This is a genomic window from Nonomuraea sp. KM90 (genome assembly GCF_052246675.1).
Taxonomy (GTDB): Bacteria; Actinomycetota; Actinomycetes; order Streptosporangiales; family Streptosporangiaceae; genus Nonomuraea.
In genome coordinates this window covers 1-25,858 of record NZ_JBQQCB010000104.1, presented here as the reverse complement: position 1 = coordinate 25,858, position 25,858 = coordinate 1, and the positions used below count along the sequence as shown (strand labels likewise).

19 protein-coding genes, 2 pseudogenes and 3 CRISPR repeat arrays are annotated in these 25,858 nt (G+C 67.9%); of the genes and pseudogenes, 5 read left to right on the top strand and 16 right to left on the bottom strand.

The genetic code is table 11. From position 1 onward, the window contains the following. Positions 1 to 301: 301 nt before the first annotated feature. A CRISPR array of direct repeats spans positions 302 to 1,379; the repeat unit is 29 nt; unit sequence GGGACCATCCCCGCGTGCGCGGGGAGCAC. 128 nt (positions 1,380 to 1,507) lie between these two features. From cas2e to ACTWPW_RS49415, 9 genes are all read right to left on the bottom strand, one after another. Further along, positions 1,508 to 1,858 (bottom strand): type I-E CRISPR-associated endoribonuclease Cas2e, encoded by a 351-nt coding sequence (cas2e, locus tag ACTWPW_RS49455; RefSeq protein WP_443172919.1) that lies wholly within the window; start codon positions 1,856 to 1,858, stop codon positions 1,508 to 1,510. After that, the gene (gene cas1e / locus ACTWPW_RS49450) at positions 1,855 to 2,811 is read right to left on the bottom strand and encodes a type I-E CRISPR-associated endonuclease Cas1e (protein WP_443172918.1); all 957 of its coding nucleotides are present in this window, start codon (positions 2,809 to 2,811) and stop codon (positions 1,855 to 1,857) included. The genes cas2e and cas1e overlap by 4 nt, the downstream gene beginning before the upstream one ends. Positions 2,812 to 2,814: 3 nt before the next feature. Beyond that, the gene (cas6e, locus tag ACTWPW_RS49445) at positions 2,815 to 3,504 is read right to left on the bottom strand and encodes a type I-E CRISPR-associated protein Cas6/Cse3/CasE (protein WP_443172917.1); all 690 of its coding nucleotides are present in this window, start codon (positions 3,502 to 3,504) and stop codon (positions 2,815 to 2,817) included. Then, positions 3,504 to 4,208 (bottom strand): type I-E CRISPR-associated protein Cas5/CasD, encoded by a 705-nt coding sequence (gene cas5e, locus ACTWPW_RS49440; RefSeq protein ID WP_443172916.1) that lies wholly within the window; start codon positions 4,206 to 4,208, stop codon positions 3,504 to 3,506. The genes cas6e and cas5e overlap by 1 nt, the downstream gene beginning before the upstream one ends. Continuing rightward, the gene (cas7e, locus tag ACTWPW_RS49435; protein WP_443172915.1) at positions 4,205 to 5,404 is read right to left on the bottom strand and encodes a type I-E CRISPR-associated protein Cas7/Cse4/CasC; all 1,200 of its coding nucleotides are present in this window, start codon (positions 5,402 to 5,404) and stop codon (positions 4,205 to 4,207) included. Before cas7e ends, cas5e begins: the two co-directional genes overlap by 4 nt. Next, the gene (casB, locus tag ACTWPW_RS49430) at positions 5,404 to 6,054 is read right to left on the bottom strand and encodes a type I-E CRISPR-associated protein Cse2/CasB (protein ID WP_443172914.1); all 651 of its coding nucleotides are present in this window, start codon (positions 6,052 to 6,054) and stop codon (positions 5,404 to 5,406) included. The genes cas7e and casB overlap by 1 nt, the downstream gene beginning before the upstream one ends. Continuing rightward, complete coding sequence (casA, locus tag ACTWPW_RS49425; protein WP_443172913.1) at positions 6,051 to 7,721, bottom strand: type I-E CRISPR-associated protein Cse1/CasA; 1,671 nt, start codon at positions 7,719 to 7,721, stop codon at positions 6,051 to 6,053. Before casA ends, casB begins: the two co-directional genes overlap by 4 nt. A gap of 22 nt (positions 7,722 to 7,743) precedes the next feature. After that, positions 7,744 to 10,665: a CRISPR-associated helicase Cas3' gene (gene cas3, locus ACTWPW_RS49420; RefSeq protein ID WP_443172912.1), complete on the bottom strand. Its 2,922-nt coding sequence runs from the start codon at positions 10,663 to 10,665 to the stop codon at positions 7,744 to 7,746. A 223-nt stretch (positions 10,666 to 10,888) separates the two neighbouring features. Then, positions 10,889 to 11,651: a CRISPR direct-repeat array (repeat unit 29 nt; unit sequence GTGCTCCCCGCGCACGCGGGGATGTTCCC). Positions 11,652 to 11,734: 83 nt separating this feature from the next. Beyond that, a CRISPR array of direct repeats spans positions 11,735 to 12,372; the repeat unit is 29 nt; unit sequence GTGCTCCCCGCGCACGCGGGGATGTTCCC. A gap of 215 nt (positions 12,373 to 12,587) precedes the next feature. Then, positions 12,588 to 13,346, bottom strand: coding sequence for a DUF2637 domain-containing protein (locus ACTWPW_RS49415; protein ID WP_443172911.1), 759 nt, complete (start codon positions 13,344 to 13,346; stop codon positions 12,588 to 12,590). A gap of 603 nt (positions 13,347 to 13,949) precedes the next feature. Between ACTWPW_RS49415 and ACTWPW_RS49410 the strand changes: the two genes are divergently transcribed. Both ACTWPW_RS49410 and ACTWPW_RS49405 read left to right on the top strand, forming a co-directional pair. Then, positions 13,950 to 14,312, top strand: coding sequence for a hypothetical protein (locus ACTWPW_RS49410; protein ID WP_443172910.1), 363 nt, complete (start codon positions 13,950 to 13,952; stop codon positions 14,310 to 14,312). Positions 14,313 to 14,472: 160 nt separating this feature from the next. After that, entirely contained in the window at positions 14,473 to 14,886 is a 414-nt protein-coding gene (locus tag ACTWPW_RS49405; protein ID WP_443172909.1) for a hypothetical protein, read from the top strand. A 12-nt stretch (positions 14,887 to 14,898) separates the two neighbouring features. Here ACTWPW_RS49405 and ACTWPW_RS49400 read toward each other — a convergent pair whose 3' ends face one another. The 4 genes and pseudogenes from ACTWPW_RS49400 to ACTWPW_RS49385 all read right to left on the bottom strand — a co-directional run bounded on the left by ACTWPW_RS49400 (position 14,899) and on the right by ACTWPW_RS49385 (position 19,560). After that, on the bottom strand, positions 14,899 to 15,357 hold the full coding sequence (locus ACTWPW_RS49400) for a tetratricopeptide repeat protein (RefSeq protein ID WP_443172931.1): 459 nt from the start codon (positions 15,355 to 15,357) through the stop codon (positions 14,899 to 14,901). After that, positions 15,352 to 15,519 (bottom strand): annotated as a pseudogene (locus tag ACTWPW_RS49395) (tetratricopeptide repeat protein); the annotation flags it as partial. The gene ACTWPW_RS49400 and the pseudogene ACTWPW_RS49395, both read right to left, overlap by 6 nt. A 12-nt stretch (positions 15,520 to 15,531) precedes the next feature. Further along, entirely contained in the window at positions 15,532 to 15,708 is a 177-nt protein-coding gene (locus ACTWPW_RS49390; RefSeq protein ID WP_443172908.1) for a hypothetical protein, read from the bottom strand. Positions 15,709 to 16,011: 303 nt separating this feature from the next. Then, a complete protein-coding gene (locus ACTWPW_RS49385; protein WP_443172907.1) occupies positions 16,012 to 19,560 on the bottom strand; it encodes a protein kinase domain-containing protein in 3,549 nt (1,182 codons plus the stop codon). Positions 19,561 to 20,007: 447 nt separating this feature from the next. On the opposite strand from ACTWPW_RS49385, the pseudogene ACTWPW_RS49380 reads away from it, so the two are divergent. The 3 genes and pseudogenes from ACTWPW_RS49380 to ACTWPW_RS49370 all read left to right on the top strand — a co-directional run. After that, positions 20,008 to 20,194 (top strand): annotated as a pseudogene (locus ACTWPW_RS49380) (IS701 family transposase); the annotation flags it as partial. Between the two features lie 652 nt (positions 20,195 to 20,846). Beyond that, entirely contained in the window at positions 20,847 to 21,254 is a 408-nt protein-coding gene (locus ACTWPW_RS49375) for a DUF3592 domain-containing protein (RefSeq protein ID WP_375113040.1), read from the top strand. A 100-nt stretch (positions 21,255 to 21,354) separates the two neighbouring features. Next, positions 21,355 to 22,278 carry a hypothetical protein gene (locus ACTWPW_RS49370; protein ID WP_443172906.1) on the top strand — a complete coding sequence of 308 codons (924 nt, stop codon included), beginning with the start codon at positions 21,355 to 21,357 and terminating at the stop codon, positions 22,276 to 22,278. A 139-nt stretch (positions 22,279 to 22,417) separates the two neighbouring features. Here the strand turns inward: ACTWPW_RS49370 and ACTWPW_RS49365 are convergent, their stop codons facing one another. From ACTWPW_RS49365 to ACTWPW_RS49355, 3 genes are all read right to left on the bottom strand, one after another. Continuing rightward, positions 22,418 to 22,999 (bottom strand): dihydrofolate reductase family protein, encoded by a 582-nt coding sequence (locus ACTWPW_RS49365; RefSeq protein ID WP_443172905.1) that lies wholly within the window; start codon positions 22,997 to 22,999, stop codon positions 22,418 to 22,420. A gap of 67 nt (positions 23,000 to 23,066) precedes the next feature. Beyond that, positions 23,067 to 23,906 (bottom strand): helix-turn-helix domain-containing protein, encoded by an 840-nt coding sequence (locus tag ACTWPW_RS49360; RefSeq protein ID WP_443172904.1) that lies wholly within the window; start codon positions 23,904 to 23,906, stop codon positions 23,067 to 23,069. 797 nt (positions 23,907 to 24,703) lie between these two features. Further along, entirely contained in the window at positions 24,704 to 25,297 is a 594-nt protein-coding gene (locus tag ACTWPW_RS49355) for a DUF6461 domain-containing protein (RefSeq protein WP_443172903.1), read from the bottom strand. Between the last annotated feature and the right edge of the window lie 561 nt (positions 25,298 to 25,858).

The window sequence follows — 25,858 nt, the reverse complement described above, 5'->3', positions numbered from 1 at the left end:
CCCCACGCACGCGGGGATGGTCCGAGATCGCGGCTCTCGCCGGATACGTCGGCATCGTGCTCCCCACGCACGCGGGGATGGTCCCCGTGGCGGTACACGCCTGAGCAGTTGCGGTTTGTGCTCCCCACGCACGCGGGGATGGTCCTCTGCCGGACTCGTTCCGGCGCAGCACGAAGAAGTGCTCCCCACACACGCGGGGATGGTCCCGCGGTTCGCGGCAACGCGCATCCCCGCCTCATGTGCTCCCCTCGCACGTGCGCGGGGAGCACATGACCGCGCCCGGCAGCGCGTACCGGCGCAGGGAACCATCCCCGCGTGCGCGGGGAGCACGCCAAGAGGCACGCCTTCGGGAACGTCTCGTTGGGACCATCCCCGCGTGCGCGGGGAGCACACCTTCAACGCGCTGGCCAGCGCGGCGAACGGGGGACCATCCCCGCGTGCGCGGGGAGCACTCCGCCGGCGCGCTGCGCGACGGCAAGCACGTGGGACCATCCCCGCGTGCGCGGGGAGCACTAGAAGAGCTTCAGCATGAGGGCGGGCATGTTGGGACCATCCCCGCGTGCGCGGGGAGCACCCGGACAGCAGCGGACGAACCCGGAGCAGCGTGGGACCATCCCCGCGTGCGCGGGGAGCACGCCTCCCTTCAAGGTCGGCAGGAACGGCAGGGGGGACCATCCCCGCGTGCGCGGGGAGCACTGGCGATGAGGCCGAAGCGCACGACCCGCTGCGGGACCATCCCCGCGTGCGCGGGGAGCACTTCCAGCCGACCCAGCCCAGCAGGGCCGCGTAGGGACCATCCCCGCGTGCGCGGGGAGCACCGGCGTTCGGCGGTGCGCACCTCCCAGGCCCGGGGACCATCCCCGCGTGCGCGGGGAGCACCAATCGACGGCGTCACCCTGCAGGCCGGGGACCGGGACCATCCCCGCGTGCGCGGGGAGCACACGATCAGTCGGCCACCTGGGATGCGGTTCGCGGGACCATCCCCGCGTGCGCGGGGAGCACACGATTGAGCTGGCCGACCAGGGCGCCCACATGGGACCATCCCCGCGTGCGCGGGGAGCACCCTGCTCACGCTGCCCTGGTCATTCGACCGGAGGGACCATCCCCGCGTGCGCGGGGAGCACCCTGCTCACGCTGCCCTGGTCATTCGACCGGAGGGACCATCCCCGCGTGCGCGGGGAGCACCCGCCGTCGCACAGCACCTTGGAGCCGATGCGGGGACCATCCCCGCGTGCGCGGGGAGCACCGACCTCCTGTTCCTCGTGCCACTGCCGCATGGCCTGCGCCGGGGGACCATCCCCGCGTGCGCGGGGAGCACGGCCACCGCGGATGCTCCGGCCTCGTGCAGGCGGGACCATCCCCGCGTGCGCGGGGAGCACTCTCGCTGACCTGCGGGGCTATCCGGCGCCAAGGGCCTTTTGAAGCACTTTGAAAGATTCGGACATATTGCCCACGTAGCGCGGCAAGCTCTGAGCCACAGTGCCAAGACGCCGCCAGCATGACGGCATCAACGCTGTCCATAGCGGCGACGCCTAGCTACTTTGCTCCAGTTGCGAGGCGGTTCAGAGACGGGCCGCTCCTGTTGTTCCTTCGGCCTTCGGAGCAAGATAAGCCCTTCGTGGTCGATGGGTTGCCACTTGTGGTCATGAGTTTCGAAGGAGAACCCCTGCTCGTTGTCCGTGGTGTACGCAAGAAGCGCGCGACCGGTGTCGGCGTACTGCTGGACCTGTAGCCAGAGCTGCTCACGGATCCGTGCTGATGGCCCTCCGATGAACACGCCGGGAGAGATCTCCATGAGCCAGCGGGTCAGGAACCCCCGTAGGCCGGCGGGGCAACGGGTGAGCACGATGACGGTCACCAGGGCACCTCATCGGCGTAATTACGGCCAGACTCCAATTCGATGCCATGATCACTCTGTAGGAGCACCTGATCAACGTCCTCATCAGAGGCGTTTGATCCGGCAGCGGTATCGGCCAGAAGCAGATGCTTGATGTCATCCACGCATCGCCTGAGCAGACCGACCTTGTTGATTCTGTCGCGGATGGCGCGGCGGGTGCGCGATCCGACATCCTCCGGCCCGTGCGCCGCCTCCTCGAAGGCGACCGGGATGGCGATGTCGGTCTTGTAGAGATCGGCGATGTCGAGGACGAAGGCTAGTTCATGGCCGGAATGGATGAAGCCCAGCCCCGGAGAGCAGCCGAGTGCGGCCACCGTGGTTTGAGCCACGCCGTACATGCATTGGGCCGCAGCCGTGACCGCCTGGTTCAACGGATCGCTGGCACTGAAGTCGCCCGGCACGTAAACTCTACCGCGCCACGGAAGACCGACGCGTTCGGCTTCTTGACGGTAGCGCTCCTTTACCCGGCGGCCCTCTCGGCCGAGCAGTTCGTGCCGGGTGAAGCCCGACGGGTCCTCGCCGGGGAACCGCATGCGGTACATTTCCCGAGCCACCTCCAGCCGGGTACGCCGGTTGGCCCATTGGGCCGCCTGGGCCTCGACCAGTGACGACGAACGGTTGAGCGACCTTCCGCCGGAGTAGAAGCGCACGCCCTGCTCGCCCACCCACACCACGCCGGCCCCGCAGTCGCCGAGCAGACTCATGGCCTGGTGGGTGACGCGGGTGCCGGGGCCGAGCAGCAAGGTGCCGATCGTGGCGGCGGGGATGTGGGTGACGCCGTTGGCGTCCTCAGCGGTGATGGCGTTGTCTTCCCGATGGAGGACGCAGCGCTCCAGGTAGATGAAGGAGATGCGGTCCCCCATCCGGGTGAGCTCGCGTGGCGAGGACTGGCCGCGCTGGCCGACGGTGGCCATCGTTCACGCCTCGGCGAGGGTCATCAGGCCGCAGCCGTACGCCTTGGCCCTGCCCAGCCCTGCAGTGAGGGTGTGGCGCAACGCGTCCGGGTCGGTTACCTGGAGCCGGCCGTCGAAGGTGACGGTGACGAGGGTGACGGGCTTTCGCTGGCCGGCCTTGGTGAAGTCGAGTTGCCGGCGGTCGTTCACGGCGAGTTCGTATTGATCCAGTTCGGTGTGCAGGCGCTGCTCAGGCGCCTTTTCCACGATCACGAAACCGGCCTTCTCTTGCCGTTGCAGAAGCCAGTCCATCTGGTGACGTCGGCCGACGTGCGCGGTGACCTTGGTCGGCTCGTCGGCCTTGCGGCGGATGCTGTGGACAGGGTTGGCGGTCAGGCGGAACGCCCAGATGTCGCCCTTGGCCAGGCGGGACAGCAGGGGTTCGTAGTTGTGGGCCTGCCACCGCCCAGTTTCCGGCCATCCTGCTTCTTCCACGAGGTGGGTGAGATCCGGTTTGGCAGGACTGACGATGTACAGGTAGGTCTCGGCGCGGCTGTTGCGGTCGATCCGCCACAGCACGCGAGGGCTGCCGTCGTCTCGCGGCGGGGGTTCGGCGAAGGCGAACATGACGGCTGCGTGCAGCCTCTGCGGGGAAGACAGCAGGCGCCGGGCGCCGAGCCGGGCGGTGTTGAAGCGGAACCGGGTCAGGAACATCAGGCGCTCCCGAGAGCGGCAATGGGGTCGTGGGCGGGGCGGGCGGCGGGGTTGGTGATGCTCGCCCTCGGCGGCCGGTGGACGCCACGCAGCCGGTATTGGCGGTGCATCGGGTCGAAGCTGACCGGTTGGTCCCGCAGGGCGTCCGCGGGGCCGTCCTCAGCCGCGGCCTCCAGGAGAAGCTCCAGCTCCACTTCGCGTTCGTCGCGGTGGCGCCGCTGGTGCCAGGGGGCGGCCCGCCATGGCTCCTGACGCAGCGCCGCTTCCAAGGTGAGAGCCTCGCGGACGCGGAGGTACACCGGGCGGGATGGCGGGCATGAGCGTCGCCCCAGGTACGGCAGGAAGACCGGCGTGTGCAACGCCTGCCGGAGCGCGTCGATGAGCCTGTCATCGGCTTCGACGCCGGCGACGAACACCGCATCCGCCAGGTAGAACCGTTCCGACACCGGGGCCGCTTCGCCGGTCACGAAGTGGTGGGAGGTCTGGAAGTCACGCAGCAGCGTGCCTGGTTGGTCCACCCGGACGCCAAAGCGCAGGGTCACCAGATCGCTGAGGTCCTGCGTGCGTTCGCGGCCCAGCGCGGCCGCCAGCAGCCCGATCACGGCGCTCTTGGTCGGTGCCGCTTCCGTGGTCCGGCGGGCGAAGCGTGAGGTTGATCCCCACGCCTGGAGCGGGCCGGCGAGCTGCAGCAGCAGGACGCTCATGCCTGCTCCTGCCTCCGTGCGACTTCCGCGCCCACGGCGGCGATCAGCTCGGGCATGGGGAGACCGTCACCCAGCCGGGTCAGGGCTTCGGTGGTCTTGCCGACGTGCAGTACCCAGGTGGGATCGCCGTCGCCGATGCCGTAGCTGGTTTCGACATCGGCGAGGTAGGACACGAGCGCTTCGGTGGCCTGTCGCATGTGGCCACCTGTTTCCGGGTCGGCCTGGCAGGGTTCCTCGAACGCGGCGACGAGGTTGATGGGCCGTGCCTCGCGCAGCTTGATCACGACGGCATCGGGCAGGGTGTGATTGCCGAAGGTGTTGATCTTCCCGGTCGGCAGGGAGGTCAAGAAGCATTGCACGAACGCCTCCACCGCCTGGCGGACCGGTTCGGTGGCCGGCTCGTCGTCACGCAGCCCCTTCCCAAGGTTGCGGCGTAGCAGGTCGACGTCCACCGCGGCGTAGCGGTAGAGGGTGGCGGAGTTGAACTCGACCGTGCCGATCATGCCGGCACCCTTGTCGTCGTCCTCGCGCTCTTTGTAGTCGTCGACCGCCGTGTAGTAGTCGGACTCGTTGTCCACCCGGTGCACGCTGATGGCGTGCGCCACCTGGGCCGCGGCGTCCACGTTGATGTCGGTGCCGTCCGCGATCATGCGGCCGAACAGCGCGATGTCGACGGAGTGGCGCGTGTTGGCGATCCGCTTGGCCTGGTCCTTGACGGCCTTGTCCTTGAAGTAATCCTTGCCGCCTGAGCCATGGGCCTTGACCGCGATCTCGGCCAGGCCGTCGAGCTGGTGGGCGCTGAGGAACATGAGGTACTTCGATTCCGGAGCAGCGCTCCCTGCCTCACCGCGGTCGGCCTGCTCCCTCCGCTTCGGAACCTCGATCTTCGAGCCGGTGGCGGCCTGGATGGTCTCGGCTGCGATCGTCCAGGCGTCGGCCTGCGCGATGGAGCCGTCGAGCTTGCGGATGCGCTCGGTGAGCAGTTCGGCCACCCGCCGGGTGCGCACCCCGAGTGCGCTCGGATCAAGCAGGTCGTGGAAGCCTTGCCGGGTGGCTCGCTTCCATGCCTGGCTGGAGACGCGGGCACGGCGCACCCCGCCATACATCGCGGTCTTGGGTGTACCGGTTTCGTCCCGGTTCAGGCAGCTCGGCGGGACGGTCTGTAGCGCATGGACTTCGAGGATGGTCCGGATCATCAGGTGTCCTTGTCGGAGGAGGCCGCTGCATCGGCGTCGGTGCGCGAGCCGGCGGGACGGTAGGAGTGGAAGCTGCGACCCCAGCGCTGCCGCACCTGGCGGAGCCCATCGGGGTCTTGTGCCTGGTAGAGCTGCCGGGCCAAGATCCCGTAGTCGAGCGGGATCGAGGCGTTGCGCAGCAGGATGACGACCTGGCGGAGCCGGTCGGTGAGCACCGCGGGCGTGGTGGCGGTGCCGAGGCGGACGAAGCGCTTGCGAATCGGCTCATCCAGCGAGCCGTTGGGCATGAGCTGGCGGACCGCCGCGCCCAGTTCCGCGCCTGCCCGGTGCATCGGGGCGGCCTTCGACTGCTGGTGCAGGGCATACAGGGTGATGGCCGCGAACAGCGCGGCTTCGGCCCGGACCGCTTCCCGCTCTGGGATGTGCTGGTCGCTGTAGAGCCGCTCAGTACCGGCCATCCCCCACAGGTCCGGCACGTCCTCAGGAAGCTTGCCGGCCCCGCACCTCAGCTGCGCCAGCGTGGCCACGGCGATGCTGCGGTCTGCCAGGTAGCCGTTTTGCAGGTCGCTGACATAGGTGGCGGCCACACTGCTGACGAAGTCAGCGACCGCAGGCCGTATGGCGGCCGTGCCAGGCGGGGACGGGGTCATGATGCGGCCTCCACAATTTCGGGGACTTCGCTGGTGTCCGGTGGAAGTGGCTCACGTTCCTTCGGCCGTACGGTGGGGAGGGCGGCCCGCAATCGAGCGCGGAAGAGCAGGTCGGCGGCTGAGGCGTTCAGCCAGAGACTTTGGCCCCTTTTCGTCTCGACCACCCGCCCCTCCCAGGCGGGGTCTCCAGCCGTGCGAAGCAGTTCATTTCCCAGACGGCTGACCATTTGGTAAGCCTGCTGCTGCCACGCCGTCCGGCGCTGCTGGGCATCGTCATCCGGTTTGATGGCGGCCAGCCATGTGCGGAACGCTCCATCCAGAGTGGCGAACCCTGCATGCCGTGCGGCCTCCTTGCGGGGCTCGGCCTCATCCCCACCGGCGCGGGCGAGGTCCGCCGCGAAGTCGCCGAAAATGTTGACGGCTGCTTCCGCATCGGCTACTGCGTCGATCGCCATCTGGCCGAGACGGTGATCGCGTGCGTGGAGTAGCACGACCGGCATGGTCACGGCGTCGTCGGTGATCTCGTCGATGACGGATTGCTGGGTCCCGTAGCGGGCGCCGATCAGGTGTGCCCGGATGAGGAATGCCGGTGGCAGGTCACTTTCGACGGTCAGCCGGGCGACCCAGTCGAGGATTCTAGGGCGGACGATGGCCGCGGCCTCGCCCCGCTGCTCGGCGCCAGCCACTCGGCCTGCAACCAGGGCTCCTAAGCCGCGCCAGGCGCTGCGGCTGACGTCGTGCTCTCGCGGGAGGTAGACCTGGGCGAGGCCGAGCTTCTTCTCCTGGACAGGACTTCGCCGCCAGGCGGTCATCGGCTCATGCTGATGCTTGTTCCGCGAGGCGAGCGGGTCGCCGTAGGTAAGGATCACTCCAGTGACCTTTTGGCCATCGTGGAAAAGCCGTACCCGGCGTGACTGCCAGGTGTAAAGGTCGCGGATGCCGGCGGGGCGGCGGCTCAGCTCCAGTTGGCCGGTTTCCCCGGGTCCGTCCGGTGGACGCCGCCAGGCGGGCCGATCCTGGTCCGGTTTGATGCGGAGGTTGTCCGTATCGAAGGCGACCAGATTGAGCATCAGCGTCTGGCTAAGGGTCTCGCCTTCGGCGAAGACACCGCCCAGGCTGCCTGCCCACGCCACACCCTGCGGGTAGGCCCGTCCTCCCTTGACCCGGGGGTCGCCGACGACGCCAGTCTTGATACCAGAAGTGTCGAAGGCGTGCGCATGCACCAGCCAGCGGCCAGCCTCGGCAAACGTGAGGTGCCTGACCCCACGGCCGCGCATGGTGAAGAACGGCAGACCGTTCGGCACATCGGCCACGATCCGGTCCAGCGCGTTCACCTCACCTTTCGCCGTCCGCAGCTCTGCCGTCTGGAAGAATGGCTGGCTGGGGTGCAGCAGGTCGAACCGTTCGCGGTGCAGGTCCAGGTAGCTGGTGATGCGGTCTGTGGGGAGCCCGCCGTCCCACAGCTCCTGCCAGTCGCCGATGTCCGCCGGCCCGTCGATGGCGTCGTGCAGGATCGCCAGCAGCAGCCGCAGGAGGGCGAACTCTTGTGTGGGTACATCGCCCACCAACCGGCGGATGTTCTGTGCCTGCGCGAACACCTGGCGCAGGGAAAGCTCGTCCTCGCTGCCGTCACAGCGCTGGACCGGCAGCCACGGTTCTTGCGTCAAGTCGAACGATGCTGGGGTTGGCTCACTCGGCACGAGTCACCTCCAAACCGTCGGTGGATGTGTAGCGCAGGTCGTAGCCTGCCAACCGTGTACGACAGTTTTCGTTGAGCACGAGAATCAGCTCTCCTGCCAGCCAATAGCTGTCCTTGCTCTGCCAGGCGGGGACGTAGTTCTTGTGTTCCAACTCCTCGATCGCCTGGTCCAGAACCTTGGGGAACGAGAACTGGTACGGCAGGCGCAGGCCGCAGCCGGCTACGATCCGACCCCGGCGCGGCTGTGGCACCGCGTCCGTGGGCAGTTCCAACCCGCCGCGCTTCTCGGACAAGCCGGGCAGCGTCGTCCAGACTCCATCGACGCGACGCTGTACCACCAGGACTTCCAACGTCTCACGAGTGTCGCGCACCTGTGCCCGGCCACGACGGGTGTCGTCGGCGTCTCCCACCCCGGCATCGACCCAGCCGAGCAACGGGCGACCGACCCGCCCGACATCCCTGATTTGGAAATCCTGCGCGGCCTCCTCCTGCCGGGCCTGATGCAGCTCTTGCGCGGCTGCCGCCTTGGCCATCGCGTCCTGCCATTGTGGTGGTCCGACCGTGCCGGTGCCATAGGCGTCCTGCACCAACGGGCTGATGTCCTCCGGCAAGCGCATGACGTGCCCGTCCGGGCCCGTACCGGACAGGAACGATTCAAGCACCGCAGCCGACCGCAGCAGTGCGTGATCGCGATAGATCAGCGTGGAGCCGCGTACCGGCTTCGGTGGGAGCGTGTCCCAGTCCGCGCCGGTCACCAGGCATCGCGCCGTCCGCAGCTTTTCCGGACGGTGGCTCTGATTCTTGCCGCGAACGTGCCGATGGAGGCGTCCTATCCGCTGCAAGAGCAGGTCCACCGGGCACAGATCAGAGACCAACAGGTCGAAGTCGATGTCCAACGATTGTTCCGCTACGGAGCTGGCCACGACGATATGACGTCCCGTGGGGCGGTGTTGCCGGCTTTTCTCTGGAGGGCCGAAACGCTGCAACAGGTCGCTGTCTTTGTCCGCCCGGTCGATATCCACGAAACGAGCGTGCGCAACGCTAACATTCTCGTTGCCGAACAGGTCTCGTAAATACGCTGCCGTTTCCAGTACGCGATCGACGGTGTTCCGGACGACGAGCGCACACCCTCCGTCGACGAGTTCCTGAGTGAGCCGCTCCCCCACGGCCGTCAGGTCATCGCGCAATCTCTCCATATAAACGTGAGTGGCTCGTCCTGACGCCGCGATCGGCTCCGGCGCGATCCTGCCGTCCGGCTCCACGGTCGTGATCAATGGATATCCGCGAGCCTGCGCCACCGCGGCCAAGTCGGCCTCGGCACAGGCGCTGCCCGCATACGCTTCGGCCAGCTCGCGACGGCGCGCGGCAGGCAGCGTCGCCGACAACACCACGACCGGCACTCGATATGAGCCCAGCCATGACAACACCCGGTCAAGGTAGGAGTTCATGTAGGTGTCGTAGGCATGCGCCTCGTCGATGACGACGGCCTTCCCCGCCAGGGCCAGATGACGCAACGCCAGGTGGCGGCTCTTCAACCCCATGAACAGGAGCTGATCGATCGTTCCAACCACGAACGACGAAAGCATGCCCTTCTTGCGCCCGCGCAGCCACTGATGCGCCACCAACTCAGCCGGCGCCGCGGACTGATCGGCAGCGGGCCGCCACTCGCCGCTACCGCCGTCCGTCTCAACGCCGCGCACATCGCGACTGCCGGCCCGCATCAACGCCGCATAGTCATCATTGAGCGCGGCCTTGGAATGCGCCAGGAGAACCGACCGCCTACCCCGCTGCGACCGCAGGTCAGGGACGCGCTTCAGCCAGTCCAGCATCCGCGGGAACATGGCGTTGCCCGTGGCCATGGTCGGCAGCGCGACAAAGCAACCACCGGCACCCGACCTGGCGGCGAAAATCTCCGCCACCGCCAGCGCCGCCTCGGTCTTGCCCTCCCCCATGGGCGCCTCAATCACCATCAACCCTGGCGCCGACATGCTCCGCGCCAACTGCACGGCCCGCTCCTGAACCGGGCGGAGATGGCTGCCGGCCGGAAGGCTGAACCTCGATGCGAACACCTCTCGTGGAGATCCGGTCGGCTCGGACGGCTGCCAGAGCTCCGGCAGGTCCAGGCCGCGCCAGGCCGATTCCGCCCGATCCCGATCGCCGACCTGCTCCGCATCCGGAAAGTACGGGAACAGGTCCGGGTTGCTGGCGATCCAGTCGGCCACGATGACCAGGCCCGTCAACAGCGCCTGTGCGGGCTGGGAGAGGCGTATGTTCCGCCAGCCGGCCAGCCCCTCGCCGACTTCGCACACCTCGGCACAGCGATCCAGAAGATCCGACTGCACCTGCCGCCAGAGGGCAGCACAGTCTGGGGTTCTGACGAGGTCCGGGTGATCGATCAGCGCCTTAATATCTGACGCCGTCGGCGGGACCCCATGATGACCGCCGATGATAATTCCCACCTGCAATGTGTTCGGTCGGGACCAGCCGTAGCGCTCAACCAGCCACTCCTGCATGAGAACCTGTCCGACCAGACCGTGCGGTCCTAGTTTCCGGTCCACGAATTGCTTGTGCAGCGGCATATCGAGCCCCACCGCTCGCATCGCATCCGCGAGTGATTCCACCTGACAAGCAAATGCCGGGCTCGCCTTGCCGATGTCGTGCGTCGTGGCCAACCACACCGCCAGCCGACGCCCGTCATCCAGGCCAGCCGGGAGGCATTCAGCGATTGTCCGCTTCACCTGCAGGGGGAGCCATCGATCCCACAGAAAGCCGGCGACTATGCCGCTGTCTGCCAGATGCCGCCACAACGGTAACCACCCATCGGTGTCACGATCGTGCTTTGCCCAGACAGATCGCGCTTCTATGGACATACCATCAGCGAATGCCAGACGGGGCGCCTCCTCGTGGAGCATAAGGGCCATTAAAGTGCATCAGCGTGCCGCAATAGCAGCTTTGCGTAAGAACAACACGCGGCCCCGATCGCGCTGGAGGAGCCCAGGTTGTCCAACAGGTCCGCGATGATGCAGCCTGGAACGACCAGACAGCAGCTTGATACATTAAATGACCGTTATGTCCTTTTCGTTGGAAGTGCTCGATTCCAGACTCCTGCGCTGACAACGTCGCAGGTCAGCGAGAGTGCTCCCCGCGCACGCGGGGATGTTCCCCGGCCGCGGTTGCGCTGTCGGGCGTTTGCGGCGTGCTCCCCGCGCACGCGGGGATGTTCCCACCAAGCCCAACACCCGCCGCGCCTACGTCGGCGTGCTCCCCGCGCACGCGGGGATGTTCCCTTCGCCGCCGCCGCCGACCTGGCCAAGCAGGCGTGCTCCCCGCGCACGCGGGGATGTTCCCAGCTTCAACGGCGGCACGAACGGTGTCACCATGTGCTCCCCGCGCACGCGGGGATGTTCCCTGGCGCCTACGTGCACCTCGAAATGGTCGAGATGTGCTCCCCGCGCACGCGGGGATGTTCCCGGTCGAACACTGTCGTACAAGGGCTTACGCGAGTGCTCCCCGCGCACGCGGGGATGTTCCCCTCGCGGTTGCCAAGGGCAAGCGGGAGAGGATGTGCTCCCCGCGCACGCGGGGATGTTCCCGGTGGCAGAGCGGGCACCTTCGCGGCCTGGCTGTGCTCCCCGCGCACGCGGGGATGTTCCCCGTCTCAACAACCGTGTCATGGACATCCCCTTGTGCTCCCCGCGCACGCGGGGATGTTCCCTCCGCTCCGAAATCGCCGCTGCTCAGGCGCTCGTGCTCCCCGCGCACGCGGGGATGTTCCCGACGTCCGAATATGGAGCCTGCCGGCCGTTCTGTGCTCCCCGCGCACGCGGGGATGTTCCCCGCGCCTGGAGGTCGCCCCGCATGCAGATCGGGTGCTCCCCGCGCACGCGGGGATGTTCCCTGACCCTTGTTCTCATCCTGAGCAAACCGAATGTGCACGCGGGGATGTTCCCGAGGCGATCGCCCACGGGCGCGCCGGGCTGGCGTGCTCCCCGCGCACGCGGGGATGTTCCCAACGAGCTCGGCAAGTCACAGCTCGCCGTGAAGTGCTCCCCGCGCACGCGGGGATGTTCCCTGCACGACGTTGTCGCCGCGGCTGACGGCGTGGTCCCCGCGCACGCGGGGATGTTCCCGGAGACCCCCGCATGGACGTCCTGCTCCTCCTGTGCTCCCCGCGCACGCGGGGATGTTCCCGTGGACACGCAGGACCCCACCACCAAAGGGTGGTGCTCCCCGCGCACGCGGGGATGTTCCCCTCATGGCGCTGGTCGACGAACGATGGAAGCAGTGCTCCCCGCACACGCGGGGATGTTCCCAACCTGGCGCTGCTCCTGGAGAAGCTAGGACGGTGCTCCCCGCGCACGCGGGGATGTTCCCCCGTACCTCGACATCCGGGGAAACCCGGTCAAGTGCTCCCCGCGCACGCGGGGATGTTCCCATCAGTCGGCGCGAAAGTCTCTGGCTCAATCCGTGCTCCCCGCGCACGCGGGGATGTTCCCCGCAGCCACATCGTGGCGTCACTGGTCGGGCAGGTGCTCCCCGCGCACGCGGGGATGTTCCCGGCGCCAGCCTCCACAGGCATTGCCGGATGAGGTGCTCCCTGCGCACGCGGGGATGTTCCCCGGATGCGGTGGCTGATCTCCGGCCAGTCGGTGTGCTCCCCACGCACGTGCGCGGGGAGCACAACACCTACGACTATGCGATTGGCGGGGTCCCGGGAACATCCCCGCGCGGGAATGGCCCCGGCGTCAAGATTTCGATGCCGAAGATGGTGGGGCGGAGATGGACCGCACATGGATGACAAGCGACCTTGAAGCAGCGCCCAACTGACCAGCACTCATCCCAGTTCTCCCGCCATCCCCGCCTTCTTGACCAGCCGTCCCCACCGAGGAGAACGCTCGAACTGGCGCGCGATCACCTGTCCCGTCGGAAGTGACCCATCTTCACCAGCCACGCATTTGGCCCAGTGCCAAGCCATCCGCTGCAGCACCCGCTCCCCCTCCCCCGCAGACAAAGGAACCTGCGCATTCTGGAAATGCTCCGGCAGAGGCCTGGATTCCACCGGACCGGTTGCCGCCCCACTGCGTGCGCATGTCGTCCTGGAAGCAGATTGACGGATCTGGCACATGAGCATCTCGTACGCACCGATGAGTGCAAGGCTGGGCCAGCCGGCGATCAACCTCGCCACGACTGTCGGCTCCGCGACCGCCACATTGGCACCGATGCTCGCCAAACTACTGGCGATCAACAACAACCACGGCAACACACCACCCCGAGCACCCTGCCTGCTGGCCCGCAGCAACGCCATCGACGCCGCCACAATCGTGCCATCCACCGCCAACGGGATGAGAGCCGCAGCGAGCTCGTCTTCCCCGTGCGCCAGAGCCAGCTCCCGCATATGCCGGAACGACACCACGGCAGCGATCCCAGCCAACACGAGGACCGCCGCCGTGGTTGTCCACCGAATCCATCGATCCGACGACACCCCTGCCGCGAAACGCGTCACCACCTTCGTCGCCGATGACTCGCCTCCACCCTCGTGTGCTTCCACAGCGTCGACTCGTCCGGCCGAAGCATCCATCGAGGTCAGTGTCATCGCCCACCTGCCGACGACCTTGACCTCGCCTGTCGCCGGGGAAGCCGCTTCACAATCTCGATCTTGGCTTGCCTACTCCGGTTTCGCTCAGCACGGGCAGAGAATCCCTGCTCAGAAGGCGTCTCGACGTGTTCCCTTCTTCTGGGTCCCTCGCAGGGGGCACTCGATCTTGATCGGCGGTCTCGGTCGCTGACCAGGGCGAACAGCGTACGAACGGGCGGGCCTCCAGTCTCACGGAGTCCCGCCCGTTCTCGTTGACGCTCTTGGGTTGTGGGCCAGGTAAGGCCATGATCAAGCTGCTGATCGAGCTTCGGACGGCGAGACGCCCCATGTCTTCTGTGCGCCTTGAACATGAGCTGCCCTCAGCGTTGAGCGGTAGATCCGCATCATTAGCCGCGATCACGACCCATATGGGCTGCCAGCGGTGTACCGGATCACGCTAAACGGCAGTCGTTGTGGAGCTGTCCAGTCGTTCGAGGCCGGCTGACCGAGGCTCCTAAGGGTGCGGGCCGCTTACGGCAGTGCTTGCTCCTTCCAGGGAGGTGATCGTCCAGGCCGCGACCGACCTGCTGGACGAAGGCGGCGAGAGCGCGCTGACGCTGCGTGCCTCACCATCCGCCTGAGCACCGGCTACGGCCCGGCGCGGTCGTCGACGCCGACCCGCGGGAAGCGCTGCGCGGCGTCGCGCTGGGCCTGTTCGACGCGATCGACGCCCACCCGTGGGTCGGCGGCGAGCTGTCCCGGCAACCGTGGCGGCCTGCGCTGCTCGACTTCTACGAGAGCGTCGGCAGGCTGCTGCACGCGCTCGCCGTCCCCGAGCGAGCGCGCTTCGACGCGGCCGGCGCCCTGGTGAACTACGTCCTCGGCGTCGCCGCGCAGAACGCCGCAAGCCGCGGCCGGGGGCGAGACCAGGAGACGGGCCGGGCGGACTTCCTGGCCGGCATCGCCTCCCTGCGCCGGACGTGAGATGAACGGACCGTCGTCGTTCCGGCACCACCGGGGCCGACACCGCTCTGCCGCCCGCCGACGCTCACCGAGCGTCTCACCATCCGAACGCAGGGTTGATCATCAGGCAGGTCCTCCCTAGGGTTCAGGGCCAACCAAGCCATCGCTTGCTGGAGGACTGTTGAAGACCCGTATTCTGGTGGCAAGCCCGGCTCAGGCGAGGAACGGAGTGTCTTCCGGCCGTACGGAACGCCCGAGCGGCGGCAACGGGTACGCCCAGGTAACCGTCGACTTCGTCAGCCGGACGAAGGTCGTCTTTCGGAAATTCAAGGTGCGCGACCTCTGTCCCGGTGACAATCTTCCGGTGAAGGCCCGGATCGTATACAAACACACCACCGGAACCTGGCTCACACTCCCCTGGAAGGACACCAACGGCTGCGCCGACAAGGGCACCAACTTCGGAAACTTCACCCTCTCCCGCTCCCGGTCCATATCGGCGGCCACCCTGGAGCTGTGCGTCTACAACAAAAAGTCTGACTTTCACTGCGTCAACACCACGATTCGCTACAACCAGTACGTACACCCGGGCCACTGACGCTCAGGCAGGTCACAGCATGTTCCCGATCGGCCCGGGCATCTCGGGGACGGGCTGATCGAGCAGCTCGTCCACCTCCGCGCGGGTCAGGAGGCGCGCCTCCAGCGGAGTCGTGCAGCAGTCCTGCCAGATCCTGCGCGCCTTGGCGGGCCTTTCCGGCTCGTGCAGGGTCTGGCCGTACCACCAGGCGGCCACGGCATGGCCGATGCGATATCCGGTTTCGCGGAGGAGGGTCAGCGCGACCTGGAAGGTGTCGGCCGCCTCGGCGAGTCGTCCCGCGTGCATGTAGGCGCGGGCCAGGGTCTCGTGGGACGTGCCCTCCACGTACAGGCTGCCGCTCCACTCCACGACGGCGATCTTCGCCTGGGCTATGGCCTCCTCGAACCGGCGCTGCCGGCAGTGCAGGTGTACGCCGTTGTTGTGGATGGTGCCTCGCGCGTAGGCGTCGCCCGTCTCCTCGGCGATCTCCATGGCGCGGGCGAAGTTGATCCGGGCGAGGTCGAGCTGCCCCAGCAGGGTGTGGATGATGCCGAGGTCGTTGAAGGCGCCGATTCTCCGGTGCGGCAGACCTGCCCTGCCCCAGCACACGACGGCCTGTTTCAGCTGCTCGATCGCCTGCTCGTAACGCCCCTGGTCGCGGTAGGCTCAGCCGAGGAAGCTCGCCGCCTGCGCCTGGCCGGCCCTGTCTCCGCACCGCGCCGCCACCGCGATCGCGTTCAGGTGGACGTCGACCAGGTGGGTGACCCAGCCGCGGTAGTTGAACGGCCGGTGCAGCCCGAGGGCGGTGTGCGGATCGGCGGACTCGGCCGCCTGGTGCGCCACGGCGAGCAGGTTGTCCCACTCGGCCTCGGTCCACGCGTCGACCTCCCCCGCGACGCCCCCAGCCGGCTCTCCCCATGCCGCACCGCCAACCCATGCATGTGCTGATACGAGACCACCGCAGCGACCGAGGTCGTCATCGCCTGCCGAATCCAAACGTCGGCGGGCGCGGCGAAGACCCTGCGCGGCCTCATCGCTCAGCAGCGCCCTTGACCACCTCGGTACGGGCCTCAACGATGAGGCGGCCCCGAGGCACCTCAGGTGGAGCCGCTGAACGCTCGATTCCCCGTCAAACTCAACTCCTGGTCATGACCGCGATCGTGCTTGTCCCGGCTGGGTCGAGGGGGCACAGACCCGGCGGTAGGGCAGCTCGGGGACGAAGCGGTGCCACTCTCCCGGTGACAGCTCATGTCCCGCGAGCGCGCACACCGCCGTCGCCGTCAGTGCCGGATCCATCTTCTCCGCCCGCACCTCACCCCGTACCCCGACCGTGTACAGCAGCCCGTCCGAGGGCGCGAACGCCAGGTCCACCGCCTCCTCTCCAGCGGAGAACGCCCCCATGGGACGTCCCGTCGCCACATCCCACAGGCGGACCCCGGCCGGTGTGGACGCCGCCAGCGTGCGGCCGTCGTGGGAGAAGGCGGGCGCCGACGCGGACTTCGCCGCCAGCCGCACCCCCGACGGCCGCCAAGTGCGGGTGTCCCACACGGTGATTCCCGCCGGTCCCGCCATCGCCAGCGATCTGCCGCCGGGGCCGAAGACCGGGACGCCCGCGTCCAGCCGCCGTACCACGCGCCCGGACGGGATCTCCATCACCGCTCCGGTCCCGGTGACCAGGGTCCGGCCGTCCGGGCCGAACGCCACCGGCTGGTTCGCGTGCGCCTCCCGCAGCAGCGTCACCTTCTTCGTACGCCATCGCCACAGCTCCATCGGCGCCTCGCTGCCCTCGTCGATATCGCCCACCTGGGTGGGAGAGACGGCCAGCGAGGCACCGTCCGGGCCGAACTCCAGCGTCGACACCCCCTCCATCTGCTGCTCGATCGCGAACACCGCTTTGACCGTGAGATCCGTCGCGTCCAGCACCGCCACCGACGCTTTGTTCGGGTCCGCCCCCGCCAGGGTCAGGAATCCGCCCACCGCGACCAGCGAGCCGTCAGGGCTGACCGCCACCTCGCAGCAGGGGGAATCGTCCGCGCCTTCCCCTTCGGCGGCGACCCGCAACGATCGCGGCGACCCGCCGGTCTCCGCGTTCCGCACCTCCAGCCGGGTCCCCATGACCGCCGCCGCCGTGGTCCCGCCCAGCGCGCCGCGCCCCGGTTCGGCGGCCCGCGCACCGCCCGGTTCGGCCGTCCGCAACGTCAGCACCGTCCCGTTCTGGCCCAGCAGCCGTAGCGTCCTGCCGTCGGCGCCGAACGCCGAGGGCCTCTCCACCCCCGACGTCGCGAACGGCACCCGCGACAGTTCGGTGCCGTCCGCGGTCCGGTACACCACGATCTCGTCGTCGTCGTCGGTCACCAGCAGCGCCCCGTCCGGCGACAGCGCCACATTGCGCGTGCCCGCACCGTCGGCGAACGTCCAGTCCAGCGCGCTGCCCGTGGCGAGATCCCAGAAGCTCACCGCGCCGTCGCGCACCGTGGCGAAGACCTTGCCATCCGCGCTGAACACCGCATCCGTGGCGTCCCTCCAGTCCTCCAGGTACTCCAGCGTGCGCTCCTTGCCCGACACCAGATCCCACACCCGCACCTGCGAGGTGTCAACGGAGTTCAGGCCCGTCACCGCGTACCTGCCGTCCGGGCCGAGCTCGTCCACCAGGGCGCCCCCCGGCGCGCGGAGCGCCCGGCGGGTGCGCACATCCACCCATACCGTGTTCTGCACCTCCATCCCCGGGGGCAGCCGGAGGAACCTGCCGTCGGAGCTGAACCGCATGGACTCCCGCACCAGGAACGTGTACCCGCCGCCGAACCCGGTGCCCACCGGCCGTCCCGACCGTACGTCCCACAGCCGCACCGACCGTTCGTCCCGCACCGCCAGCAGCGAACCGTCGTGGTTCAGGGCCGCCTGCCGTACACCCGCGCCCACGCCCGTCACCCGAGCGGCCCGCATGTGCCCGGCCACGTCCCACACCGTCGCCACGCCCTCGCGCACCCCGACCAGCATCGTGCCCGTGGTGTTCAGCGCGTACACCGTTCCGGGGGCCGCGTCCGGAGGGGAGAACACGTCCCGGGCCGGATGCGTCAGCGCCTCGCGCAATCCCGCCCGCGTCTCCGGTTCCTGCGGGCCGACCCGCCATGCCGCCACGTTCAGCAGCATCGCCGTGCGCGGATCGGCCAGCCGCATTCCCTGCGCGCGGATCACCAGCGACCGGGCCACCGCCCGTTCCAGGTGCGCCGCCACCGCCGCCCTCTCGGTCACCGCCTCGCGCCGCTGCGCCTCGGCGTACACGCCCGCGCCCGACGCGACCAGTGTCAGCGCCGCCAGCGCGGCCGTCACCTGGCGGCGCCGCCGTGACCGGCGCGCCGCCGCCGTCAGCCCCTCGGTCAGAAACCGGTCCTCCAGCGGGCTCAGGGTCAGATAGCGCCGCCCACCGGTCGCCCACGTACGCGCGAGCTCCAAGGCACTGCCCTGGTACAGGTCGCTCGGACGGCGTTCGTGGCGGTCCCACAATCGCGCCGCCTCGCTCAGCCGCCGGTGGATCGCCAGCCCCGGCCGCTCAGCCTCCAGCCACTCTCGTAATCGCGGCCATGCCCGGGGCAGCGCCGCGTTCGCCAGGCGCACTCCGGCGTCCTGCCTTACGACCAGGCCGGCCTCCAGCAAGGCCGTAAGGACCGTCTCGTGGCCGGGCCGGCCCCCGCACACCTCCGCCGGATCGGCGGTCCGCAGCACGTCCTCGCCGCCGTCGCCCGTCTGGATCAACCGCAGCAACACGTCCGGCACCACCGCCCGCTCGGCAGCGGGCAAGGCGTCGTACATCCTCTCCGCCACCGCCCCCAACGGCGGCGAGGCCACCATCACCGCCGGCCGCGCCCGCGCCGCGGCGCTGAACCCGCGATCCAGCAGCGCTCCGCCGGGCCCGCGCCCGCCTCGGCCGCTCAGCAGATCCAGCAGCAGATCCCGAGCCGGAGGGCGGTCCCGCACCGGTTTGGCCAGGGCGCGACTCACCGCGGAGCGCAGCACCGGTGGCAGCATCTCGCAGTCCGGCTCCAGCGTCAGCACCCGATGCATGATCGCGCCCATCGTCGTCGCCTCGAACGGGCTGTGTCCTGTGGCCGCGAACAGCACCACCGCCGCCCACGCGAACACATCCGAGGCGGGCCCCGCCCGTTCGCCGCTCAGCACCTCCGGGGACATGTACGGCGGAGTGCCCCGCACCTGGTTGGACGCCGAATGCGACATCTCCTGGGTACGGGCGATCCCGAAATCGATCACCCGCGGGCCCTCGGGGCTCAGCAGCACGTTGTCCGGCTTCAGATCCCGGTGCACCACGCCCGCCTCATGGATCGCCACCAGCGCGGTCATGATGCCGATCGCCAAGGCGTGCAGCCGGTCGCCGGAGAACACCCCGCCGTCCTCCACCGCCCGGCGCAGGCTCGGTCCCTCGACGTATTCGCTCACCAGGTACGGCTGGTCGCCCGAGCCGTCCGCCGCGATCAGCCGCGCGGTGCAGAACGATGCCACCCGCTGCGCCGCGGCCACTTCCCGGGCGAAATCCTTGCCCCGGGATCCACGCCGGAGCACCTTGACCGCTACTCGGCCTCCCGCGTCGTCGTAGGCCTCGTACACGACGCCCTGGCCGCCCTCGCCCAGCCGCCGCGCCACCCAGTATCCACCCAGCCGATCAGGATCACCCGCCGCCATCGCACTCTCCACCCCGCCGAGCGAGCGCGTGCTTGCCGCGCCTTCAGGAGAGTTCGACGCCACCGGCACGCCTTTGGTTCAGGACGGCTCCGAGGCGTGAGGAGAGCAGCGCCGGTTACCCCGGATGAAGGGCTCAGTGGGCATCACGGCCAGACAACAACCGTTGGTGGAGCTGAAGGCCGTGATGCTCTGCCTGGCCGTTGGCTTGGCCCGTCTGATCGGCTGGACCAGCATCCCCGCAGCCACCGACGACTACCGCCGCCCCGACGACGGCCCTCAGCTACGTACTCGGTCTCACAACACGAGAGCACGGACACTCGGCTAGATCGGCATTTCCAACCCCTGACTTGCGGTTTCTCAGCCGCAAGTCTTTTTGTTTCGGCCAGCGCGGGATCATTCGGAGTTCGTAAAGACAACGAGAGAGCATGCAGTGGCCGCGGGCCACGTCGAGCCGCGCCGCGCCGGGCCGCCAGCGCGTACGTACGCGGGATGCTGGCCGACATCGACCGCAAGAACTGCTGGAACCTGGCCGAGCACGCCGGGCTGACCGGCCCGATGGGACGCCAACGCCATCCGCGGTGACGTGCGCGCTTTTGTGGTTGACCGGCTCGGTCCGGAGGGTGTGCTGCTCGTCCGCTCGCGGTGGTGATCGCGCTGGGAGCGACCAGCATGAGGCAGATGGCTCTGCCGGCCCACCAGGAGCAGGCATCCGGCACGCCACCGTCGGACTCCACCATCCGGCGGGCGCTGGAACCGATCGGCAAGGGATGAGTTACTGCGCGTCAGACCTACCCTCGGGCCAGGGTCTGGGTCCTGATCGCCGCCGCAGAGACAGGTTTCTCTGGTTACGGGCGGCCGGCAAGGTGCCGACTGGGCGGATCGTCATCGACGTGGACGCCACGCTGATCACCGACCACTCCGATGAAGCAGGGCGCTTCGGCCACCTTCATCCCGCACCGACGATTTCGGCACTCGTTCACTCACTCTCGTGAACACGATCCGGACAGCTCCTCCCAAATCGGGTCGTTTGCAGCTATGAATGCCTTGTTGTCCGTATTGATCAGCCCGAAAAAGCGTCAATGTGACTCCGCTCACACTCTGATCACGCGCATGAACCAACCCCCCGGAAACTTGGTCAAACGCCAAAAGAAGTTATTCCACATCTGAACACCACGTACATAAAGGAGAAACCGCAGTAGGGGCAGGCCACCTTATCGAGCCTTACGGCACGCGGGAAACCAGCCCTTACCACGGCTGATTCTCACGTGAGCGAAAGGTGACCCTTGTTGGAATCGACATCTTCACCCGCGCCGCTCTGTTTTTTCGGTTTGGCATACCTGGCGTACGGTATCTGGCTGCTGATCAGCGCACGACGGCTCCGTGCCCGCGGCGTTCGGGCACCCGGCGTAATCACTGGCCTGGTGCAGAGTCGTGACCCTGATAGCCCTACCCGCAAGCCGACTTTCCGTTTCACGACCCTCGAAGGCCACGAGGTCGAAGTCACCTCGAAGTTCGGTGAGGCCAACCCTCCTCGACCAGGAGATCGCGTCACCATCCTCTACGACCCGCAAAAGCTGCGACATGCCCGCATCGACACCGGCGGTCAGCGCGGTTCCACCATGGGGTGGTTCGTGACGGGCTCCGGCCTGCTTTTCGTGACCCTCTGCGTGCTCATCACTCTCAACATCATCTAACTCCGATGGAGCCGCGCTCCGCACTCCTGCGAGCACTGGTTTCTCCGTCCAGAACCACCAGAGCGTCCGCGGTACCGAGTTGATATCGCAAAGGAGCCAGATGTCCGCAGTACAACCGCAACACGACCGCAGGCCCGATCCCGATGGCGGCCACGCGGCCAGGCGCGTCATCGCCACCGTGCTCTTTCCATGGATGACCGCCAAGTTCCTGTTCAAGCCCCGGGTCGGTCCCTTGCGCAAAGACCGGATGCTGGACCGGCTCGCGTTCTGGAGATCGGTGGTCGGCCTCGGCGTGATCCTGATAGCGACTTCCCGCTACCAGGATGTTTGGGCCAACATCATCCGAAAGGCGATGGAAACCGGGCGGCTTGCCTTGGTTTTGCTGCCGCTACCGATCCTCGTGATATTCATCGTGACCCGCTCCGGCCGCCGCCGCCAACTCCTGCCCGGCGTGCTGCTTCTGATAGGACGCGCGGTGCTCGCGCTGGCCTTCTTCTACCTGCCGATCGTGTTGATCCTCGCCGCAGCCGGTGAGCTCAACATCGACTCCCTCGCCAACGGTGACGTCGAATTTCAGCATGACATCGACGTCAACGCCTCGGGGACAGCAGCACTCTGGCTGCTCGCCGCGATAGGCTTGGTGATTGTCCTCATTCCCTGGTTCTTGGGCTTCTGGTATTGCACGATCTACTGGGCAGCGCGCACCGGATTCTGGATGGGCGATATCCATCCGCTGCTCGCACCGATCGGCACAACGAGTCTCATGCTGCTGATCAGCGGCCAGGAGATCATCGCGCGCGACACCAATGGCGTGCCCGACTGGCTGTGGCTCACGCTGAACCTCTGCGGCGCGGCCACGGCGCTGGTGCTGGCTGTATTCGAATACCGGCACCTCCGGTCGACCGGTTACCGGTTCCGCAACGGACCGGAACCAGCGGCCACGGATTCGGACAGCCGGACGGCCGAGGTGGAGGTCGCGATCGGGGCCGCAGGACCGGAGACGGGCAGGGGCAATGCCTGCTAACGGGCCCGGTGGTCCGCAACCCGTCTTCGTGCAGATACGCCCATCCCGGTCGCGAAACCGGGCCCGTGGTCTCGCGCCATGTCCGGCCTTGACGCCCGCCACCACGACCGGGGAGCCGCGCGTGCCCGGCTCGGACCGGTCATCGGCGCACGCGACAGCGCAGGTGGAGCACCCGGTTGCCCTGGATCACCACATGGGGATCCTCCAGCAGGTGCTGCGCGTCGACCGAGCCGAAGTAGCGCTTGCCGGACCCGAACACCACGGGCACGACGTCCATGGCCACCTCGTCCACGAGCCCCGCGGCCAGCATCTGGCCACCGACGTCGCCGGCGGCGACCTCGACCGTGCGGTCGCCCGCGAGCTCCTGTGCCTTGGCCATGGCGGTCTCGACGCCGTCGGCGAAGTGGAACGGCGCCTCGCGGTCCCAGCCTTCGGGCATCGGCCGGTGCGTCACGACGACCACGTGGGCGATCCCGCCCGGCGGCTTACCGCCCCAGCCGTTCGTCATGTCGAAGACGTGGCGGCCGACGATCGTCACGCCGATCTCGTCCCAGTATGACCGGGTGTAGTCGTAGGACGCCTGCGACACCTTGATCTGCCCGCTCTCGTCCAGCGGGACGTCACCGTTGGACAACCACTCGAACAGCGGGCCGACCTGGTCGTTCCGGTCCGCGATGAAGCCGTCGACCGACACCGAGCTGTACATGACCACCTTGCCCATGGCTCTCTCCTGTTCATCGGGAAGTGCCCATACTGGCGTGCCGAGGGGTGCCGGCTCTTGTAAGAAATCAATCGGCGGGCAGTGGCCCGACATCGAGCGCGTGGCCGGGATGCTCACGCAGGAACCGCCGCCTGGCGTCGACGTACCGGGTGGGGGTGAGGCCCGTGAACGTCCGGAACTCGTGCCCGAAGTGGGCCTGGTCGAAGTAACCCGCGCGCCCGGCGAGCTCGACCCAGTCGACCGGCCCGGTGGGGTCGATCGCGAGCACGATGCCGGCGAAGCGGTAGGTGCGCGCCAGCCGCTTCGGTGTGACGCCGATGAGGGCCTTGAACCGTTGTGCCAGATAGGTGGTGCTGACGCCGGCGGCCACGCTCAGACCACCGATCGTCACCGTGCCCCCGGCCGCGGCGATGACGCCGCTCGTGTGCCGGACCAGCCCCAGGCCGGTGGTCTCGGTGAGCCGCCGCAGCAGCTCGTCCTCGAGCAGCGCCAGCATCTCGTACGGCCCGGGCGCCAGGGCCAGCCGCTCGCGCAGCTCGGCGACGGCGCGGCCGCCCCAGACCTGCTCCACCGTCACCGGCAGGTCGCGCAGCTCGGCCGCGGGCATCCCCAGGAACGGCGCCAGCCCCCATGGCTTGAAGTGCACGCCCACCGACCTGGTACCCGGCGGGTAGCCGAACTCGACGGCGCGGGTGGGGGTGGTGATCACGCACCCGTCGGCGTATCCGGCCGTCCCGATGCCGGTGGCGGGGCGGATGCGGAACGGCGGCCCGAGGTTGAGGACGAGCAACGCCGACGGCATCGGCGGCAACATCAGCCGGGCGTACGGCGGGGTGCCCTCCAGGTAGTAGAGGTCGTCGATCAGCTCGCTCAGCGGCGGTCGCGGCACCAGGGACACGTACTGCACACGTCACAGCATTGCCGACGCACGGATGGGCCGCCAGGTCGTGGCTGCCCGCACCGCCTGCCGCCGGCGCGCTCCGTACGGGTCTTAGGCCAAGCCGGTACTTCCTCGCCTATGAGGAGCGGCAGTGCGGCCTGGTGGCGACGATCCGTCCTTGATCCCGGAGAGCCCTCGTAGCGGGCCGGTCCGCGTTCATTGGATGTCTTGAGACCGGAGCGCCGGACGTCACAGCCAGGTCAGCCTCCGATTTGGACTAGCAGCCCGACGGCAATCGGCCACGTCCGCCCGGCCAACCGTACAGACACAACCCTTGATCGGGCCCATTGACTCTGACGCGACGCGGAAGGATCGTGCCTTGGAGCCTGTTCAGCAGCACGATGGGGCTGCTTGGCGCTGCGGCCGTCACCGTTGCTCCAGCAGGAGTAGGCCTGATCGACAGCACGCGGCTGTCCCGTCAGCAAGCTCCCATCGGCCAGGTGCTCGCTGCTCTTACGCTCGGAGCGTCAGGATCGGTGAGGAACACTGTGGCGGCCATATCACGGTTCTTCGCGACACCGTCTTCCTGGCTTACGCAGCCAGTTGGATGATCACGCACTGGTGAACGCAAGGCATCGGTTCCTGCTCGTGATCCATATGCTGAACCACCCGTCCCCCACCGGTTACCTGCTGGGTTGATCGCGCTGCCGTTCGTGCTGGTGTACCAGTGATGGACGTAGTGCGTGTGCGGGAAACGCGTACAGGCGGCCGGGCCGCGAACCGCATGAGCGACTGGAACGTCCTAGCGCTCTCGGCCGCCCGGCTCATGCCGGGGGCATGCAACCGACGGTCACCCCCAGGTGAGTGCGCTCCGGCCACGCCGAATCGAAGCGCACCGAGGTGATCTTCTCGGCCAGCGTCAGCGTTGCCGCAAACCAGTCCTGAGCCCATACGTCGAGGCCCACACCGTGCTCGACGACCCAGCCCACCTCTGCCTCATCGGGGTTCACGATGTCGAGGGCCATCGGGTCAAAGGAATAAAGGACATGGCCGTGCTCGGCCCACTTGACGTAGGCATCCCCATTTACGGTCCAGTAGACGCTCAAGGCGGCTCCGTCCGAGGAGAGCCGCCGCAACAACGCGGACGTAATGCCGCGATGGCTCGTCGGCTCCACCACCACGACCCAGTCGCCCTGCTGATCGAGCAGGATGGCGCCGTCGCTCGGGTCGTCGGGATCGAGGTCGTACCCTTCCTCGTATATGTCCTGGAAATCGGCCTCACGTGTCCGGAGCGGATCTCCGCCGAAACGGCGGACGCATTCTGGTAAGGGCAGGCCACCGACCCACGTGATGCAGGTTGGTTCTTCGAAGAGCAGGTGTGCCGTCGCGTTATAGCCATCGAATATGTCGCTCATCATGACTCCACAAGGAGGGCGCGGCACGATCAGATATACGCAATCGTGCCGCGCCTGGATTTAAATCAGCCAGATGATCCTAAGCGTCCACGGTACAGCCGTACAGGTGGAAGAGCTCCATATCCATCGCAGCCGTCTAGGGCCCAGCATTGATTGCCTCCGGTTTTTGTCGGGGATAGAACCCTCGACTTTCGCACTGGCCCTGGTCACCTTCATGCGGCCACCGTCGGTACACCCCGGCGCCCACCACTGAACACACCGGGTATCTTCTTCGGCGCCCCGTTTCCGGCCTTGGGAATGATGGTCTCCGGCTTGTAGAGTGCCGCCGCTACGTAAGTGCGAGACCGTCTTGGTGACGAGCGGGACATTGAGCTCTTTCCATCGTGACGGCACTGGTCGGGTTGGGTCTGCGGGAAGCAGTGGCGGATGAGAGGAGGCTCCCGATAAGACAGCAGTCGACCAAGATCCGATGCCCCAACCGGGAGCCTCGTTGCTGTCTTACCGTGCCTCCATTCCACTGTCCAACCACACCCTGATCCGCCTGGCCGAACTCATCCGCACCCG

Excerpts from the sequence above, each read along its gene's own strand:
- cas7e (WP_443172915.1), bottom strand. The coding sequence starts at position 5,404 with ATGATCCGGACCATCCTCGAAGTCCATGCGCTACAGACCGTCCCGCCG.
- casB (WP_443172914.1), bottom strand. The coding sequence starts at position 6,054 with ATGACCCCGTCCCCGCCTGGCACGGCCGCCATACGGCCTGCGGTCGCT.
- ACTWPW_RS49385 (WP_443172907.1), bottom strand. The coding sequence starts at position 19,560 with ATGGCGGCGGGTGATCCTGATCGGCTGGGTGGATACTGGGTGGCGCGG.
- ACTWPW_RS49365 (WP_443172905.1), bottom strand. The coding sequence starts at position 22,999 with ATGGGCAAGGTGGTCATGTACAGCTCGGTGTCGGTCGACGGCTTCATC.
- cas5e (WP_443172916.1), bottom strand. The coding sequence starts at position 4,208 with ATGAGCGTCCTGCTGCTGCAGCTCGCCGGCCCGCTCCAGGCGTGGGGA.
- ACTWPW_RS49415 (WP_443172911.1), bottom strand. The coding sequence starts at position 13,346 with ATGACACTGACCTCGATGGATGCTTCGGCCGGACGAGTCGACGCTGTG.
- cas6e (WP_443172917.1), bottom strand. The coding sequence starts at position 3,504 with ATGTTCCTGACCCGGTTCCGCTTCAACACCGCCCGGCTCGGCGCCCGG.
- cas1e (WP_443172918.1), bottom strand. The coding sequence starts at position 2,811 with ATGGCCACCGTCGGCCAGCGCGGCCAGTCCTCGCCACGCGAGCTCACC.
- ACTWPW_RS49370 (WP_443172906.1), top strand. The coding sequence starts at position 21,355 with ATGTCCGCAGTACAACCGCAACACGACCGCAGGCCCGATCCCGATGGC.
- ACTWPW_RS49400 (WP_443172931.1), bottom strand. The coding sequence starts at position 15,357 with ATGGAGATCGCCGAGGAGACGGGCGACGCCTACGCGCGAGGCACCATC.
- ACTWPW_RS49355 (WP_443172903.1), bottom strand. The coding sequence starts at position 25,297 with ATGATGAGCGACATATTCGATGGCTATAACGCGACGGCACACCTGCTC.
- cas3 (WP_443172912.1), bottom strand. The coding sequence starts at position 10,665 with ATGCTCCACGAGGAGGCGCCCCGTCTGGCATTCGCTGATGGTATGTCC.